Origin of the sequence: Paenibacillus sp. P32E (assembly GCF_001909085.1) — a bacterium.
Taxonomy (GTDB): domain Bacteria; phylum Bacillota; class Bacilli; order Paenibacillales; family Paenibacillaceae; genus Paenibacillus_AQ; species Paenibacillus_AQ helianthi.
The window spans coordinates 142,670-158,347 of record NZ_LVYY01000024.1 but is presented as its reverse complement, the minus strand read 5'-3'; the positions used below and the strand labels follow the sequence as shown (position 1 = coordinate 158,347).

Below are 15,678 nucleotides of genomic sequence, written 5' to 3'. Positions count from 1 at the left end.
TGTATCCTGTACACCTCGCCTCTAAGGCCGCAGATTAGAAGAAAATAACCCAAAAGCCCGCAGTCAGCGGGCAATTGGGCAGTAGTATAGTGAGTTACATTCCAAGCTTTTTCTTATTTTCTTCGTATTTCGTCTGACGGTATGCGTCAAAGGTCGCCTGACCTTCTTTTTCCTTCTTCGCCAGATACTCACTCCAGAGCTTATCGAACTCCGCATCAGAGGAAGCCATCAACAGCTTCGGCAGCGTTTTGCCACGAAGGTTTTTGAGCTTGGTGGCGATAATGCCTTCAGGCGAGTTGCCCGTAGGATCAATCTGCTGGAATTCGGAAGTGTTAACCGCTTTGCCGCGGGTCCAGTCTTCCAGCTGCTTGAACGGTTCAACGGATTTTGGAGCCCATTGGTCCGTAATATTTGTATTTTGCATCATCCAGAAGGTGAAAGAAGATCCGTACTTCTTATCGAAGGCCGCACGGTCCTTATTCATTAAGTCAAAGGCTTCCGGCAGAAATTGGTCTTTACCGTCAATGGTATCATAGCTGACCCCTTTTTCACCCAGGAAAAGATCCTTGTTGCCTTCTTCACTGTTCAGGTAGCTGAGGAATTTAATCGCCCGGGCTTTATCCTTCACATCCTTGGAGATCAGGGTTACTGTCCAGCCCGAGATCCCCGGCCCGTTCAGTGCCGGAGGGTCCATCTTGGTGTTCGCAGGTCCTTCTACAGCGATATAGGTTTGTTCCGGATTCTTCTGATAGATGGTACCGAGCTGAGGAGCAAAGTCGGTACGTTGATAGAGCATGGCGAAATAGCGGCCTTGCGCAATCTTTTCTTCCATTTGAGCGCGCTTGTCAATGAAAATGTCCTTGGACAAAAGTCCGTCCTGGTTGGCCTGGCGGAGCGTCTTCATCCAGCGTACATATTCAGGATCGGTTTCACGGTCATAGACCTTGCCGTCCTTTTCCCACGGGATGTTCAGGAAGTTCTGAATATAACCTTCCAGCGAGTCGTTGCCAGTCTCAGTGAACTCATGCAGACCGAGCGGAATAATCGGCTGGCCGTTAATCTCAGGGTATTTCTCCTTCGCCAGCTTCAGTGCATTCAGGAAGCCCTCCGGTGTGCGCATATCCGGGCTACCGATGGCTTCATAAATATCCTTGCGGACGACAAATGTCTGGTTGGAGACATAGTTTTTGCCGTATTTTTTATAGTCAGCAGGTGAAGAGGAGGAGTTAGGATAGCCGTATACATTGCCGTCCGGTTGTGTGTACCAGCCTAGCTTGTCGGCATCGGATACCTTGAAGAAGTACGGGTCATATTCTTCGGCCAGCTTGTTTAGCGGAAGCACCAGATTGCCCTCGATCATCGTCTTGACCGCATCTTCCCAGAAGCCCAGTGTAATGAAGTCAGGCAGCTTGCCGGAAGCAATCAGGGTGTTGAGCTTCTCATTCTCATTCCCTGCGGGAACAATGAAGTTGATATTTACACCCGTCTTTTTCGTTACATATTTGGAGGTAGGGTCTACGCCCCATTTATTCGGAAACCAGGCGAAATTCAGATACCAGTCGAACGTGATTGGTGAGGTGTCGCTTTTCCAGCCCGGCTCATCCGCCGAGACCGCTGACGCCGCCGGTTCTGCCGGTGCTTTGGTGGCCTCTGCCGCATTTGTAGCAGCCCCCGCGTTATCCTTGCCATTGTTTCCGGCATTATTGCCACTTGAACAGCCTGTTGCCGAGAATGCCAGCATCAGCCCCAAGAGCAGCAGCACCATTGCTTTCGGCTTGCGTTTCATGCCCATGCTTATTTACCCCTTTTCTGAAATTGTAGTAAATTATAAGCTCAACTCCATAACCCATCATGTGCCGGGTGCCGGAGGAGTTACCTTTGTGGCTTGATCGCTTGGGTTGGGTTGGCTTGAAGACAAGCCTTAGCCCTTGATCGAACCGATCATCATGCCCTTTACGAAGTAGCGCTGCAGGAACGGATAGACGAACACAATCGGTAGCGTGGTGACCACCATTGTGGCCAGCTTGATAGACTGGGAAGTCACGCTTTTGGTAACACTGCTGCCCTGCACGGCCACCATCATCTGGCTGGAGCTGGACTGCGCCACCACCCGGAACAGGTAAGTCTGGATCGGCTGCAGGTCCGGATTATTCACATAGATGATCCCGGCAAAATAATCATTCCACTGGTACACACCATGGAAGAGGGCAATCGTGGCGATGACTGGCATGGATACCGGAAGCACGACCCGCAGGAAGATGGACCAGTCGTTGGCACCGTCTATCCGTGCCGCCTCCTCAAGACCCTCGGGAATTTCCCGGAAGAAGGTCATGAAGATAATGAGATCGAAGAAGCTGAACATCACCGGAATGATGTAGACCATGAAGTTATCCAGCAGATGCAGGTCCCGGTTCAGCAGAAAGGTCGGGATGAGACCACCGTTGAAGAACAATGTAATCGTGCCCAGCAGGATATACAATTTGCCGCCAATCAGCCCTTTGCGGGATAACGCGTAGGCTACCATCGCCGTGAAGAACACATGCACCAGCACGCCGAGCACCGTTTTGGCAACCGTAATTCCCATGGCCTGCATAATGCCTGGACTCGCGAACACCGCGTCGAAATTCTTCAGGCTGAACATGCGCGGCCACCAGTAAATCCCGCCCAGCATCGCATCATTTCCATCATTGAAGGCATTGATCAGCACGTACCAGATCGGGTAGAGCGTCAGGAAGCATACACACAGCATAATCAGATTGTTGGCGATATCGAATAGGGCTTCGCCCATCGTCTTGCGTTTGAGAGCAAACATTGGTTAAGTCCTCCTTGTCTAGAACAGCGACGTATCGTTGATTTTTTTGGATACCTGATTGGCAATTAGCAGTAGAATCAGTGCAATGACCGCCTTGATCAGGGTGACCGCCGCAGAGTAGGAGAAGCGGTTGGAGACTATACCTGTATAGTAGATGTAATAGTCGATTACGTTGCTGGCGCTGTCATTGAGCGAATTGCGCAACACCAGAATCTGGTCAAAGTTGGAGTTCAGCACACCGCTGACTGCCAGGATGAAAAGAATGCTGATTGTCGATTTAATCGCCGGCAGCGTGACAAACCACATTTTCTGGAATCGTCCGGCTCCGTCAATCGTCGCTGCTTCATACATTTCCGGAGAGACCCCGGAGATGGCTGCCAGGTAGATGATTGCGGACCAGCCAAGCTCCTTCCAGATGTCGGAGGAAATGATAATCGTCCAGAAATAGCTGGGCTCGGCGAGATAGGTAATCGGCTGATCAATCAGATGCAGCGACAGTAGAATGTTGTTCACAATTCCCACATCCGCAAGCCATGTTGCCAGAATGCCGCCCAGTACCACCCAGGAGAGAAAATGCGGCAGATACGAAATGGTCTGAATCGTTTTTTTGTACCTTAAGGAACGGACCTCGTTCAGAAACAGAGCGAAAATAATCGGAAGCGGGAAACCGATCAGCAGCTTGATCAAACTGATGCCCAGTGTATTCTTGATGACATTGACCAGATCCTCGTCATCCATGAACTCCCGGAAATGCGTCAACCCCACCCAGGGGGCTTCAGCTATGGATTTCACAATGTTGTAATCCTTGAAGGAAATAATCAGCCCGTACATTGGAATGTAGTTGAAAATAATCATCCAGACCACGCCGAGCAGGGCCATTGTCTGTAAATGGCGCTGGACCAGCAATCTCCTCCAAAGCGAGCTTTTTCGACCTGAACCGGTTTCGATTTTTGGCGAAAGAAGCGGCTGCATCGCCTGATTTACTTGGGTGCTTCTTTTGTTATCCATCCTATGGCCTCCAAAATCTATCTGTCTGTATTTATATGAAGCGCTTACAGTTCCATGTGTTTATTGTATCGATTTTCGGATGGGGCTGTAAGGGTCCAGATTTCGTATTTGGGGGCTGATTTTTCGGCTATATGATTTGAAGGTGAAAGCCTGGATTAAGGATCGGGCGCAACTGCGGGGAATGTTTGGACTTCCGGCCGCTGTTATGTTTGGATTTCTTTGATTGAAACCGCTGCTCGCGGTAGAAATCCAGACATAAAGGCGGACGCTAGCGCTCCTCCAGTTCCAAACTTCCCCTCCGCTGCTTCACCCTTAAGCGGGTTTCAAAGTTCAAATGAAATAGAAAATCAGGCGGAGTGAGGGGCAAAGAGAGGCCTGCTCAGCCTTTTCAGCCTCTCTTTGCCTTCACTGTCCACCCTGAGCCTTGGCCATCTCGCCGTTCTAGGATTCAGTGGTGGCTGGTGGCTAAGGCTGCTTCAGTTGCTATGATGGCCTCTTACTTACCAGCCTGCTTAATTGGAAAAAGTAACACTAACCTGAGTGAAACGACTAGCAGATCATCGTATGTTGGAGAAAGGATACTTAATCCGGACAGTTTGAGCGAAAACAGCTGATGCTGCCCGGATTAGGTGGAGGAAATCCAACTAAACGTTGCTGTGCGGCTGATTTAGACTAATTAGTTGTAGAAATTCCACCTAGAATCCGTCCATTGAACAAGGAGCCTTTCTCCTGATGGAGCACTGGCGTCAGTGGTTCCTTATGGTTACTTAGGTTACTTGCGATTCCTGCCGGTTCCTTGTACTAACCATTATTGCTAGCCAGTTACTGAAACTATATAGATTAAACTTAAGAGCCTAACTTGCTGTAATGGCGAAACCCTTGGTCTACAAGGAATCTCACCATTCAGCATGCAATCATTCTTAAACTCAGCTTATATAGTTACTGCTCATACTACTGTATTTCTACCATTTATTACTTCTACTCACTACTTCTACTCATTGCTTCTACTCATTGCTTCTACTCACTACTTCTACTCACTACTTCTACTCACTACTTCTACTCACTACTTCTACTCATTGCTTCTACTCACTACTTCTACTCACTACTTCTACTCACTACTTCTACTCACTACTTCTACTCATTACTTCTACTCAATGTTGTTTCACTTAGTTTACAGCCCGTTTTGCAAGCCTGGGTGGGTCCGTTACTCCAGCACCGCCCGGATTTCGATGATATCGCCCCGGCGCAGCGCCTCGGCCTCCGTACCGCGCAGCAGCGAACCGGAGATCCGGCTCACGGTGCCGTCACGGTAGGTTAGCGCCAGGCTCCGGATGGAAGCCCCTCCCTCACCGAAGGTGTTCAGATGGCGCGGATTGTGATAGGTCACCCGCGTCTTTCCCAGGAAAGTGAAGGATACTTCCGCCTGCTCATCAAACAGCCAGCCCGGAAGCGCCGGGGCAAAAGACAAGGCCAGTTCCCCGTCTACCACCGAGAACATGCGGCTTCCGGCCATCATCGTCCGCCACATGCTCAGGAACTCTGCGGTGGAACCGCTAAGTCTGGCGACGAATCCCCTGCCGTGCGTGCCCGGATCGGGATTGCCGCCCGTGGCAATGAAGGAGGAGTTCTCCAGGGTACTCCGTCCATATACTGCAGGGTCGAGGAAAGGGATGAGCGAGGTTCTCAATTCCCCGTAGAATTCCTCATAGAGCCCCGCCTTTAGCAGCTCCAGCAAATATTTGTAGGACATGTGCAGGAAGTTGGACTCCCGCTCCAGCCAGCCCGGAGTGAACGCCCGCATCCGTCCGATTTCATTGGACTCCTTATCCAAAGAGACCGATGTGCGGTACATCGACGTAACCGGATCATACAGCTCCGTTTGCTTGATCCGGTTATAAATATCCCGGGCCTCGCCCTCATTGTCCAGCGTCTTCAGCCAGCGGGCCGGCCCCTCCAGAAAGTACGGCAGCGGGAAGGCTTCGAACGCTTCCACCACCGCCTTGGGCAGACCATAACCGCTGATTACCGGCTGGCCGGCCTCGTCGGTCACCGCCTGAAACCGCGTAGCCTCAAAGCGGAAATAGGTCGGGGTCAGACCGCCGCCCAGTTCGACTGCAAGATTAATCCCGATATCGATCTTGCGCAAGAATTTGCCCAGCGCCTCAAGAATCACTGCAAGCGTTACCTGCCGCTCTTCCCCGGTGATACCAAAGCGGATACGCTCCCGATAGGACTCACGTGCGGACGATACGGTATTCCAGTATTCAAACTGCGCAAGCTCTCCTGCCAGAACAGCGGTTGTCGCACTGTGCACCTGCTCCAGCAACAGGGACATTTCCGCAGGAAGCTTGGCGGCTAATTCCGAAGTTCCAGTCCCCTGCACATTGCTCTCCAGAACCTCCAGCAAAAAGACGATCATCCGCTTCAGCTCAAACGCCTCGCTCATCCCTGAACCGAATAACCCCGGCAGTCCGTTCATAGCGTCATTCCAGCCCGGCTTGTTGCCCTCCATCTCCACGCCCATGCCATAAGGGTCCAATGTGGCAAATTTGTTCAAGGCCAGCGACAGCATCTTCACGAACAGGCTGGTACGGTAGATGTCTCCATTTCCGCCTTGGGTACGGAGCCAGTGCGTCTCCGAAGCCTTTCGCTTCAGCAGATGCAGCTTCTCCTCATCCTCCAGAAGAGCACCATATTGACGTACTCTGCCATCACTCAGCACATATTTCTCGCTGCGCGGCAGTACATAGGCCGGGCTGTCATAGAACGCATAACTCTCATCTCCGAAGAGCAGCTCCTGTCTGCATTCCGGGAAAATATCCAGATAGCCCTCTACCAGATCGAGGTTGTAGGTCCAGTGATCCGACCAGAATCCTTCTCCGAAGGCGGCCTCAATATTCTGCTGCGATAAGGCCAGTACCCCGCTCAGAAAATCCTGCTCACTCGCCTTTAATGTAACATCATGGTCAGCAATATAATTGATCAGGCGTCCGGGAGTGAAACGGCCCGCGCAGAGCTTCACCAGCTCCTCCTGATGATCGGCAGCCGCCCCATGAATCCATTCCGCAAGCTGCGGCGACTTGCCCGGCAGAATTTCAAAGGTGGTCCCCTGTACACTCAGCGGATTGTAGCCATCCGCCTGAATCAGGCTGTAGAACATTTTGATGTTGAAGCTGCCGACCCGGGGATTGAAGAAGACATCATTGCGCCGGTTCTGGTTCATATCACGGAAATTCCCGTTGCCCTGCGAGTAATACTCCGGTGCCAGCGAGAAAAAGTTGTAGTCACGCTCCATGTCGCCGTGCTTGCGCGAGAACAGGTGCACGACAAAGCCTTCTCCTCCATTGTCGAAAATAAACGGATAGCCGCCGCGCAGGAAATTATCCAGATAGGACTGCCGGCAGTACGCATCAAATATTGGCGAAGCGGTGCGGGTAGCAATATCCGCGGTCAGCTCGCCGGTCAGGCTGGCCGCTTCCCGGGCTTTGGACGTAATGTATTCATCGCGGCAGAGGGCTGCCGCTTTCCGGTTGATTTTATCGATGTCGTTCACATGCCCAATGATGGAATTTAATGTCAGCCTGCTGCCCGGAGTGAGCGTCCGCGCCGTGCCGCTGAAGCCGCAGGGAACCTTGTTGACGGGATACTGGGGCTGTGCCAGCAGTTCTGCAAGCTGCAGACCAGCAAAACGCTCCGGAAAACCTAGGGAAGTATTGCCCCCAAACACCGTCTCAAAGTCCACAACCGATGCCAGCCGCTCTCCTTCTGCTGTGAAGGACAGATAGAAATGCCCGCTTCGGATTTCGCTGACCTGCGCATCATCATTGGTGCTGGAGCGCAGCTTGTAGAACGGAATACCGTTGTCCAGATTATATACTTCCATCCAGCTGCGCAGCAGGTTGCCGATCTCCTTGTACCCGCTGTTTTCTACACCGTACGGCAAAATCTCCGGCAGACCGTCCAGAAGCTCCAGTTCAAGCTCGCCGCCGCTAATATTTTCGATTTCTACGCGCCGGACCAACGCCGCATAGTCGTCATTCGGCAGATTGAAATAGTGGACGGTTGTTTTTAATCCGTAGCCCGTATGGGATTCCTCAATCCTCAGCCCGTTTGGAAGAATCGTCATCTTGCGTTTTGCATCGGAATCAGGCCGTGCCGACTGGAACGGCTCATATATTTCCGGAGTACCCTTTATCTTGATGAATGTACGGAAGCCGGACGAAGCTACGTTCTTGTAAGAAATATTTGCCGGTGAAAACTCCATAATCGGTGAGTTTTTATCGCGTACCCCGAAGCTGGAAATTCCCTGGCCCCGGTTCACATAAAAGGTCCACATCGGAATGCCCTTCAGTCCGGCCAGCCCGGGCAGAAAGCTCGCGAATGGCTTGCCCTCATGAAACTGCTCAATCACAAAGTTGCCGGAATCAAAATAATATTGGCTCATACATTTGCCTCCTTCAAATTAAACTGCAGCGATGAACGCATTATGAAAAAATGAGATGTGTTGCAATGGAGTGCGGCGGCAGCTCGCATGCGGCCAGCTCATCGCCAAGCCCCAGAGTCACGCTGCGCATCTCTTCCCCCTCGTTCATGAGGACAACGGCGAAGCTGCCGTCCGGATTGCGGAATGCAGTAGCCAGAACGCCTTCGGCGGCTGAATCCAGGCCAATGCGCACAGCGCCGGGAACAATGAATTTGCTGAAATGCCCGATGTAATAATACGAGCTGTTGTAATGCACCTCATCGGAAGTGGTATCGGCAATCACCGGAGCATCGCAGAGATTGCCCACATGATTTGGCCCTCCGGTCTCGTCGAGCACCAGATTCCAGTCCAGGTAACCTTCGGTCCAGGCATTCAGGTCACCAATCATATTCCGTCCATAGCGTTCACCCGTGAACCATTCGCCCAGACGCACACCACCCTCCTGGCAGCCTTCTGTGAACAGCAGATGCTTATCCGGGAAAAGCTCGTGCACCTTGGCCACCTTATCGAATTCCTCGCCGCCGTACCAGTGAATGCCTGTACCCCATACATACCGGGCAGCTTCCGGGTCGGACAACACGGTAGAGGCGCGTTCGACCATGATATCGCGGTTGTGGTCCCAGATAACGATGTTCACATCTGCCAATCCCGCCTCATGCATCACAGGGCCCAGATGGTTTTTGACAAAATCCCGTTCCTCTTCCGCACTGTATATACAGGAATCCCAGGTCTGTACGGCTGCCGGCTCATTCTGCACGGAGACAGCCCAGACCGGAATGCCTTCCTTGCGGTAGGCCTCAATGAATTTGGTATAATACCGCGCCCAGACTGCTGCGTACTCCGGCTTCAGCGAACCGCCGTTGTTCATCTCCCCATTGGTCTTCATCCAGGCCGGGGGGCTCCAGGGGGAAGCCAGCATCGTGAAGGGGCCGCCTCGCACCTCCATCGCATCTTTGATCAGCGGAAGCACCCACTTGTGGTCATGGGAAATATCAAAAGTCGCAAGCTCCGTATCTCCCTCCTGCACATAGGTATAATTTCCGAGCGCAAAATCGCAGCTGTGGATATGCACACGCCCCATGCTGTAGTTCAATCCTTCTTCAGGATGAAAATACTTCCGGATGACCTCCGCCCGCTTCCCGGGGCTCATCCGGGACAAGGTATAGGCCGCCGCCTCCGTGAAAGCGCCGCCAAAACCAAGCATTTGCTGAAACTCCTGCTCCGGCTGCAATTGCACATCTGCGTGCTCTTTGGTTGTGCGGGCTCTGAATACGATCGCCTCTCTGGGACTTAAGCGTTCTCCCGTATCCCTGGCAGTTACCACTGTGCGTGCCTTTGTCATTTCATCCAGCTCCTTTTTTATGCTTATATGATAATCGAAACCGGTTTCGATTATTTCGAAAAAAAATGCGCACCCGGCGGAGCCTCTTTATTCCCCGCCCGGCGGCGCGCAGGAGTCCCGCACCACTACCTCTACAGGAAGCATCAGTGCTTCCTTCTCTTGTCCTTTACCGTCGATGGAAGCGAGCAGAATCTCCGCCGCCCGGGTCCCGAGCTTTTCCGTATCCTGCCGGATGGTCGTCAGTGCAGGCGATACATAGGCAGCAAGCTCGATATCATCATACCCGATGACTGAAATATCTGAGGGTACAGAGAAGCCCTTATCTTTGGCTGCCATCACCGCGCCCAGTGCCAGCAGGTCACCTGAAGCAAACACAGCTGTCGGCCGCTCCACTAGCTCAAGCAGCTTCAGCATTGCAGCATAACCGCTTTCCCTTGAAAAAAAAGCTCCCTCAGCGATGTAGCCGTCCCGCACCTCAAGCCCTTGCAGTTCCATGGCCGCTATGTATCCCAACTCGCGCTGGCTTCCCGGAAAAGAGTTCCCGCCTCCGGAAATATGAGCAATCCGCCGGTGACCCAAAGACGCCAGGTAATTCACTGCGAGCTGCGCTCCTGCCATATTATCCGAGCACACCGTATGCGACTGCGCCGTATCATAGTCCAGAATAACCGTAGGAATATCACTTTCGAGCAGTTCCAGAAAATAAGGGTCGTCATAGTCGGATAGGAAGACCACAACCCCATCCACCCCGCGAATCCGGCAATTCTCCAAATATCCGCTTTGCTTGCCGCCAACATCCTTGGAAATAAACATCAGCGCATAGCCTTTGGCTACCGCAACCTGCTTGAAACTCTCAATGACCGCACTGAAAAATGGATGGCGGATCCCCGCACCGGTCTCCTCCACAAACAGCACACCGATAGTCCATGACTTCTTGGTGGTCAAGGTACGGGCATGCGAGTTGGGCAAATACCCCATTTCCTGAGCCGCCCGCAGAATGTCCTGGCGGGTCTTCTCCCGCACATCGGAATAATTATTGAACGCCTTGGACACTGTGGTTGGCGAGTAGCCGGTTTTTTTGGCAATATCATAAATCGTTGTCAATCCGGTTCACTCCCGCCGGCCCCAAATGAAAGCCCTTTTATATTCACTGCCATTCTAACGCCTTTGGGCGCCGCCGTCCAGCAGAAATTAGGAGATCTGCACCTTACCCTGCCTGCTGTGTGATTCACCACACTTTGCGTTATACTAAAGCTACCATAAAAAAGAAGGGGAATGGACAGGCAGTTATGACGGCCTTCCACACATACCTATGACCGATACCCAGCAGCCATTAACCAAACAATGCGCCTACTGTCAGCAGTATAAACCTCTAACTGAATTCCGCAGGCGCACAGGCAAGCGCTCCAAGGGCCAGTCCCGCCGCGGTGCCTGCCGGGAGTGCCGCAAGGAACTTCTGGCGCATAAACCCAAGCCCGCTGTTCGGGGAAAAGTAGCCGCAGTGACTGCAGCCACCGTGATCTCCGATTCCGGATTGACCGATACGCTCGTGCTTACGCGATATCCGCTCCCCCCGGCCCCGGCTGCTTCAGCTTCCAAGTCCGCTGTGCCTGGAGCCCATAAGGCTTCCCCGCCAGAACGCTCCAAGGAAGGCCAAGCAGCCCCTCCGGCACACGGGATCAAGGGCAAAGCGCGGCCACGCGGGGCCGACCCCCGTCGTAAGGCTCCACAGATTAGAGGACCGAAGCCAGATCCTCAGGATGCATCTGCACTCATCCCGTCATCCAAAGGCATGATTCTCATGAGGGGCCACAGCGACAAGGGCCGGCGCTGGCATCAGGAAATCGACCTGGAGCTTGCCGTAACACTCGTCAGAGAGCATGCCGCTGTAGTGGTAAACCGCCGCACAATCCGCAGAATATACAGTAATAAGGATTTCCGCGTATTTATTCTGACCAGGGACAATTATACCTGCCATTTCTGCGGCTTGTACGGAGATACCATTGATCATTTGCTGCCGCGTGCCAAAGGAGGCCACACTACGCCGGATAACTGCGTCTGCGCCTGCAATCTGTGCAACCAGACCAAAGCCGACCAGTACGTGGAGGAATTCATGGGGCGCTAAAAAAAGCGCTCCCGGCTCAGGAATATGCTGTTCATGAGAACGGCAGCCAAGGGCCGGGAGCGCTACTGTAGTTTACGTAATATGTTTGACCCGTCCGACTTGACCGTCAGCCAGCCGTACCTTGATACCGTGCGGATGGCGGGGCGAGTTGGTTAATATATCTTTGACTACGCCATGCGTAAGTTTGCCGGTAGCCTGATCCTGCTTCAGCACAATATCCACCTCAAGCCCGGCACGGATATCCGCTCTAACTTGTCCGTTCATGATGCACTCCCCTTTCTTAAGTTATAATGGAGTTACTATATTTCAGATTAAGGATAAGGATGAGACAACAATGGCCTTCGGTATTAATAGAGCAGAATTGACCCGCTGGAAACAGGCGGTCTCCGCAGGAGAGATCGCCTTCCTGACCCATTATTGGCTGGACCCGCGATTTCCGGGGATGACCACAGTAACCAAAGTCGGCTGCAGCAATCTGGACCGCCTGCACAGCTGGTGCGAGCAGCATGGGCTGCCGTCCCGGTACATTCATAACCGCAAACCTTTCCCGCATTTCGATCTTATGGGACCGAAGCAGCCGGAAATTCTCCGGCAGGAGGGGCAATGGGAGCAGCTCGAAAGGTTCCATATGCTCTGATCCACAGATGAGCACATATGCTTCTATGTCTATACTACAAGCTGCGGATTATTTCTTATTCTTCAGATCCTTCATAATCTTCCGCCCGGTTGGGGTCTGGGCCAGTCCGCCCCCAGCCGTCTCCCGGTGCTTCTCCGGCATGGCAGAGCCAACCTCAAGCATGACCTTGATGACCTCGTCGGATGGAATCACGCTGCGCACCCCGGCCAATGCCATATCGGCGGCGGCCAGCGCCGTAACGGCTCCGAAGCCGTTGCGCACGATGCAGGGAATCTCCACAAGTCCGCCAACAGGGTCACAGATCAGCCCCAGTGTATTTTTGAGCGCGAGGCCAACGGCATGCACGGCTTGCGCCGGGGTTCCTCCGCGCAGTTCAGTGAGTGCTCCCGCTGCCATTCCGATAGCCGAGCCAACCTCGGCCTGGCAACCGCCCTCCGCACCGGAGACAAACGAATTATTGGCAATCACATACCCTATGGCTCCGGCGGCGAACAGACCGGATACCATATAGTCATCATCCCAGCCGAAACGCTCCTGGCAGCTCAGAAAGACGCCGGGAATAATTCCGCAGGAGCCGGCTGTCGGTGTGGCGATAATGCGTCCCATGGACGCATTGACCTCCGATACAGCCAGCGCATAGGCCATAGCCTGACCGGCAGGTCCGCCAAGACAAGGCTCATCCGCTGCGTTGTAGGCGGCGACCCGCTGGGCGTCCAGACCGGTCAGCCCGCTGCGCGAAGTGGTATCCTCAGTCATGCCGCGGTGGACGGCTTCTTTCATCACGCCATAATACTGGCTCATGGTAGCAAATTCCTGTTCCCTGGACCGTCCGGATTCTTCGCTCTGCTCCTCCAGCATCAAGGCGCCGATACCCATTCCCCGTTCTTCGCATAATACAGCCAGCTGGCTTAAGGTTTGAAAATTCATCGTGTGTTGTCCTTCCCTTTCTGTTCTTGCAGAGTTTCATTCAGATCCACCACTTTGACGGATTGGACGGCAGGCAGAGCACTCAGCTCATGCAGCAGCTCCGGCGTCGCAGCTTCATCCAGCTCCAGCACCGTCAGAGCCGCACCGCTGCGGTTTTTCCGGTCCAGCGACATATGCCCGATATTGAACTGGCCCCTGCGCATGACATCCGTAACACTGGCGAGCACCCCCAGGTAATCCATATGATGAATCAGCACCGTGGGATACATTCCTGTAAGCTTCACTCCGAATCCGTCTATATCAACAATTTCGATATTTCCGCCGCCGATGGATATCCCCGTCAGCGTTAATTCCGTTCCCGTCTGAGCACCCGTCAAACGCAGCCGTACTGTATTGGGATGAGGGAAGAGCCCCGTTCCCTGACCGAAGGAAATAGCCATCCCCGCCTCTTCTGCGAGCTCGATGGAATCGGGCAGACGGGAGTCGTCCGTAGCGAAATCCAGCAGCCCCCCGGCAATCGCCCGGTCTGTTCCATGCCCTTGATACGTCGCAGCAAAAGAGCCGAAAAACGTCACCTCGGCCTCAGACGCCGGCTCACCCAGCACCTGCCGGGCAGCCCTGCCGATCCTCGCCGCGCCTGCTGTATGCGAACTGGAAGGCCCGACCATGGCCGGACCGATAATTGAGAATACATCTTTGAACCGCATTGTTCAGATCTCCACCTATCAAAATTCGACAATATACTTCACTTCTATATTATACTGCAGCCGCGTAAAAGCTACACCATGACATTATCTGTTACGTGAAGAGTATTCCGGGAGAACAGGAGAATACCCTCCCGTTCCTGCCACCCGATCCCAGCCCAGAAGCTGCGGCCGGGGCTGTTACCCTCGATCACCATCAGATGACATTTATCGACACCCTCCTGCAGCAGTTTGTCCAGACAACGCGAAACCATTCCAAGGCCGATTCCCCTGCCGCGGCTGTCTCCGCTGACCGCGACATGATACATATATCCCCTGCGTCCGTCATGTCCGCACAACGCCGTACCCGCAAGCGTGCCGTCTTCGTACTCGCAGACCTGGCTCATTCCGGGGTTACGCTCCAGATAGCGGAGAATTTCTTCCCGGGAATCCGCAGCGCTTAGGTTCATTCCCGGCGTATTCTCCCATAACTGATATGCGGCTTCATAATCACCGGCAATCATAGGTCTGTAGTTCATTCTCTGTCCCCATTTCCATTTGTATTTCGTATGTATGAATAAGCACCTTGGCATATCACGGCGAGCTCTTCCAGAGTCAGTCTGCCAAGAGACAGCATAGCCGCACGCTTTTCTGGGCGCATGCATAAAAATATACAGGAAACCAGAACGCACCTGAGGAGTGTCGCTAATGAATCCTGTTTACCCCTATTACGGGGAACGTACGGTCTGCCGTGTGCAGCCTATAAGCTTTCCCCCGCAGCACCAGGACCGCCAGCCGGGCCTGGAGAGTCTGATGCAGCCCCGGCCCATCAGCGAGAACAAGGAGAGCCGCGGCAGCGGGAAGCTGAGCGGCAAAGTGGCACTCATCACAGGCGGAGACAGCGGGATCGGTAAAGCCGCTGCGATCGCTTTTGCCAAAGAAGGGGCCGACGTCGCCATTGCCTACTTATACGAAGCTTCGGATGCGGAAGCCACACAGCGGCGTATTGAAGAGCTGGGGCAACGCTGCCTGAGGATTCAGACGGATTTACGGTATAAAGCAAACTGTACTCAGGCGGTGGAACATACCGTGCAGACCTTCGGCAAAATGGACATCCTGGTCAACAATCATGGTGTGCAGTATCCGCAGCAGAGCCTGCTGGATATCTCGGAAGCACAGCTCTACGAGACGTACCGCACGAATATTTTCCCGTTCTTTTTCCTGACACAGGCTGCACTTCCGCATATGGAACGCGGGGCAACAATCATCAATACAGCTTCTATTACGGCTTATCAGGGAAAAAAAGACCTTATCGATTATTCATCTACCAAAGGCGCGATTGTCTCGTTCACCCGCTCGCTCGCCCTGTCGCTGGCCGATCAGGGGATCCGTGTGAACAGCGTGGCTCCCGGACCCGTATGGACCCCGTTGATTCCTTCCAGCTTTTCCGCTGAAGAGACCAGCGTTTTTGGTAGCGACACCCCATTCAAGCGGGCTGCCCAGCCCTATGAGCTGGCTGGAGCCTATGTCTATTTAGCGGGTCCCGATTCTTCTTATGTCACCGGAACCTGTATTCATGTTAACGGAGGGGACATGGTTACAAGCTAACAGCCGCCGGTGGGATGGATGATCCCGGCAGCCGTGTTCACTTCCCTGAAAGG

13 protein-coding genes are annotated in these 15,678 nt (G+C 53.4%); 3 read left to right on the top strand and 10 right to left on the bottom strand.

Annotation, left to right across the window (positions count from 1 at the left end; translation table 11 throughout):
- Positions 1-94: 94 nt before the first annotated feature.
- From A3848_RS20510 to A3848_RS20485, 6 genes are all read right to left on the bottom strand, one after another.
- A complete protein-coding gene (locus A3848_RS20510; protein WP_074086707.1) occupies positions 95-1,792 on the bottom strand; it encodes a type 2 periplasmic-binding domain-containing protein in 1,698 nt (565 codons plus the stop codon).
- A gap of 129 nt (positions 1,793-1,921) precedes the next feature.
- A complete protein-coding gene (locus A3848_RS20505; protein WP_074086706.1) occupies positions 1,922-2,812 on the bottom strand; it encodes a carbohydrate ABC transporter permease in 891 nt (296 codons plus the stop codon).
- Between the two features lie 18 nt (positions 2,813-2,830).
- Positions 2,831-3,784, bottom strand: coding sequence for an ABC transporter permease (locus A3848_RS20500; RefSeq protein WP_074086884.1), 954 nt, complete (start codon positions 3,782-3,784; stop codon positions 2,831-2,833).
- Positions 3,785-5,024: 1,240 nt separating this feature from the next.
- Positions 5,025-8,264, bottom strand: a complete 3,240-nt coding sequence (locus A3848_RS20495; RefSeq protein WP_074086705.1) for a cellobiose phosphorylase — start codon at positions 8,262-8,264, stop codon at positions 5,025-5,027.
- A 40-nt stretch (positions 8,265-8,304) separates the two neighbouring features.
- The gene (locus tag A3848_RS20490; protein ID WP_074086704.1) at positions 8,305-9,645 is read right to left on the bottom strand and encodes a glycoside hydrolase family 30 protein; all 1,341 of its coding nucleotides are present in this window, start codon (positions 9,643-9,645) and stop codon (positions 8,305-8,307) included.
- An 87-nt stretch (positions 9,646-9,732) separates the two neighbouring features.
- A complete protein-coding gene (locus A3848_RS20485) occupies positions 9,733-10,749 on the bottom strand; it encodes a LacI family DNA-binding transcriptional regulator (protein ID WP_074086703.1) in 1,017 nt (338 codons plus the stop codon).
- A 208-nt stretch (positions 10,750-10,957) separates the two neighbouring features.
- Here A3848_RS20485 and A3848_RS20480 point away from each other — a divergent pair, with 208 nt between their 5' ends.
- Entirely contained in the window at positions 10,958-11,770 is an 813-nt protein-coding gene (locus tag A3848_RS20480; protein ID WP_074086702.1) for an HNH endonuclease, read from the top strand.
- A 72-nt stretch (positions 11,771-11,842) separates the two neighbouring features.
- Here the strand turns inward: A3848_RS20480 and A3848_RS20475 are convergent, their stop codons facing one another.
- Positions 11,843-12,034, bottom strand: coding sequence for a YwbE family protein (locus tag A3848_RS20475; RefSeq protein WP_020426781.1), 192 nt, complete (start codon positions 12,032-12,034; stop codon positions 11,843-11,845).
- Positions 12,035-12,104: 70 nt separating this feature from the next.
- Between A3848_RS20475 and A3848_RS20470 the strand changes: the two genes are divergently transcribed.
- Positions 12,105-12,407: a hypothetical protein gene (locus A3848_RS20470; RefSeq protein WP_074086701.1), complete on the top strand. Its 303-nt coding sequence runs from the start codon at positions 12,105-12,107 to the stop codon at positions 12,405-12,407.
- A 48-nt stretch (positions 12,408-12,455) separates the two neighbouring features.
- Here the strand turns inward: A3848_RS20470 and sdaAA are convergent, their stop codons facing one another.
- The 3 genes from sdaAA to A3848_RS20455 form a co-directional block, all read right to left on the bottom strand.
- On the bottom strand, positions 12,456-13,334 hold the full coding sequence (gene sdaAA, locus A3848_RS20465) for an L-serine ammonia-lyase, iron-sulfur-dependent, subunit alpha (protein ID WP_074086700.1): 879 nt from the start codon (positions 13,332-13,334) through the stop codon (positions 12,456-12,458).
- Entirely contained in the window at positions 13,331-14,041 is a 711-nt protein-coding gene (gene sdaAB / locus A3848_RS20460) for an L-serine ammonia-lyase, iron-sulfur-dependent subunit beta (RefSeq protein WP_074086699.1), read from the bottom strand. Before sdaAB ends, sdaAA begins: the two co-directional genes overlap by 4 nt.
- Positions 14,042-14,112: 71 nt before the next feature.
- On the bottom strand, positions 14,113-14,556 hold the full coding sequence (locus A3848_RS20455; protein WP_074086698.1) for a GNAT family N-acetyltransferase: 444 nt from the start codon (positions 14,554-14,556) through the stop codon (positions 14,113-14,115).
- A gap of 169 nt (positions 14,557-14,725) precedes the next feature.
- On the opposite strand from A3848_RS20455, the gene A3848_RS20450 reads away from it, so the two are divergent.
- Entirely contained in the window at positions 14,726-15,625 is a 900-nt protein-coding gene (locus A3848_RS20450) for an SDR family oxidoreductase (protein WP_074086697.1), read from the top strand.
- Positions 15,626-15,678: the final 53 nt, after the last annotated feature.

Excerpts from the sequence above, each read along its gene's own strand:
- A3848_RS20510 (WP_074086707.1), bottom strand. The coding sequence starts at position 1,792 with ATGGGCATGAAACGCAAGCCGAAAGCAATGGTGCTGCTGCTCTTGGGG.
- A3848_RS20505 (WP_074086706.1), bottom strand. The coding sequence starts at position 2,812 with ATGTTTGCTCTCAAACGCAAGACGATGGGCGAAGCCCTATTCGATATC.
- A3848_RS20500 (WP_074086884.1), bottom strand. The coding sequence starts at position 3,784 with ATGCAGCCGCTTCTTTCGCCAAAAATCGAAACCGGTTCAGGTCGAAAA.
- A3848_RS20495 (WP_074086705.1), bottom strand. The coding sequence starts at position 8,264 with ATGAGCCAATATTATTTTGATTCCGGCAACTTTGTGATTGAGCAGTTT.
- A3848_RS20490 (WP_074086704.1), bottom strand. The coding sequence starts at position 9,645 with ATGACAAAGGCACGCACAGTGGTAACTGCCAGGGATACGGGAGAACGC.
- A3848_RS20480 (WP_074086702.1), top strand. The coding sequence starts at position 10,958 with ATGACCGATACCCAGCAGCCATTAACCAAACAATGCGCCTACTGTCAG.
- A3848_RS20475 (WP_020426781.1), bottom strand. The coding sequence starts at position 12,034 with ATGAACGGACAAGTTAGAGCGGATATCCGTGCCGGGCTTGAGGTGGAT.
- A3848_RS20470 (WP_074086701.1), top strand. The coding sequence starts at position 12,105 with ATGGCCTTCGGTATTAATAGAGCAGAATTGACCCGCTGGAAACAGGCG.
- sdaAA (WP_074086700.1), bottom strand. The coding sequence starts at position 13,334 with ATGAATTTTCAAACCTTAAGCCAGCTGGCTGTATTATGCGAAGAACGG.
- sdaAB (WP_074086699.1), bottom strand. The coding sequence starts at position 14,041 with ATGCGGTTCAAAGATGTATTCTCAATTATCGGTCCGGCCATGGTCGGG.
- A3848_RS20455 (WP_074086698.1), bottom strand. The coding sequence starts at position 14,556 with ATGAACTACAGACCTATGATTGCCGGTGATTATGAAGCCGCATATCAG.
- A3848_RS20450 (WP_074086697.1), top strand. The coding sequence starts at position 14,726 with ATGAATCCTGTTTACCCCTATTACGGGGAACGTACGGTCTGCCGTGTG.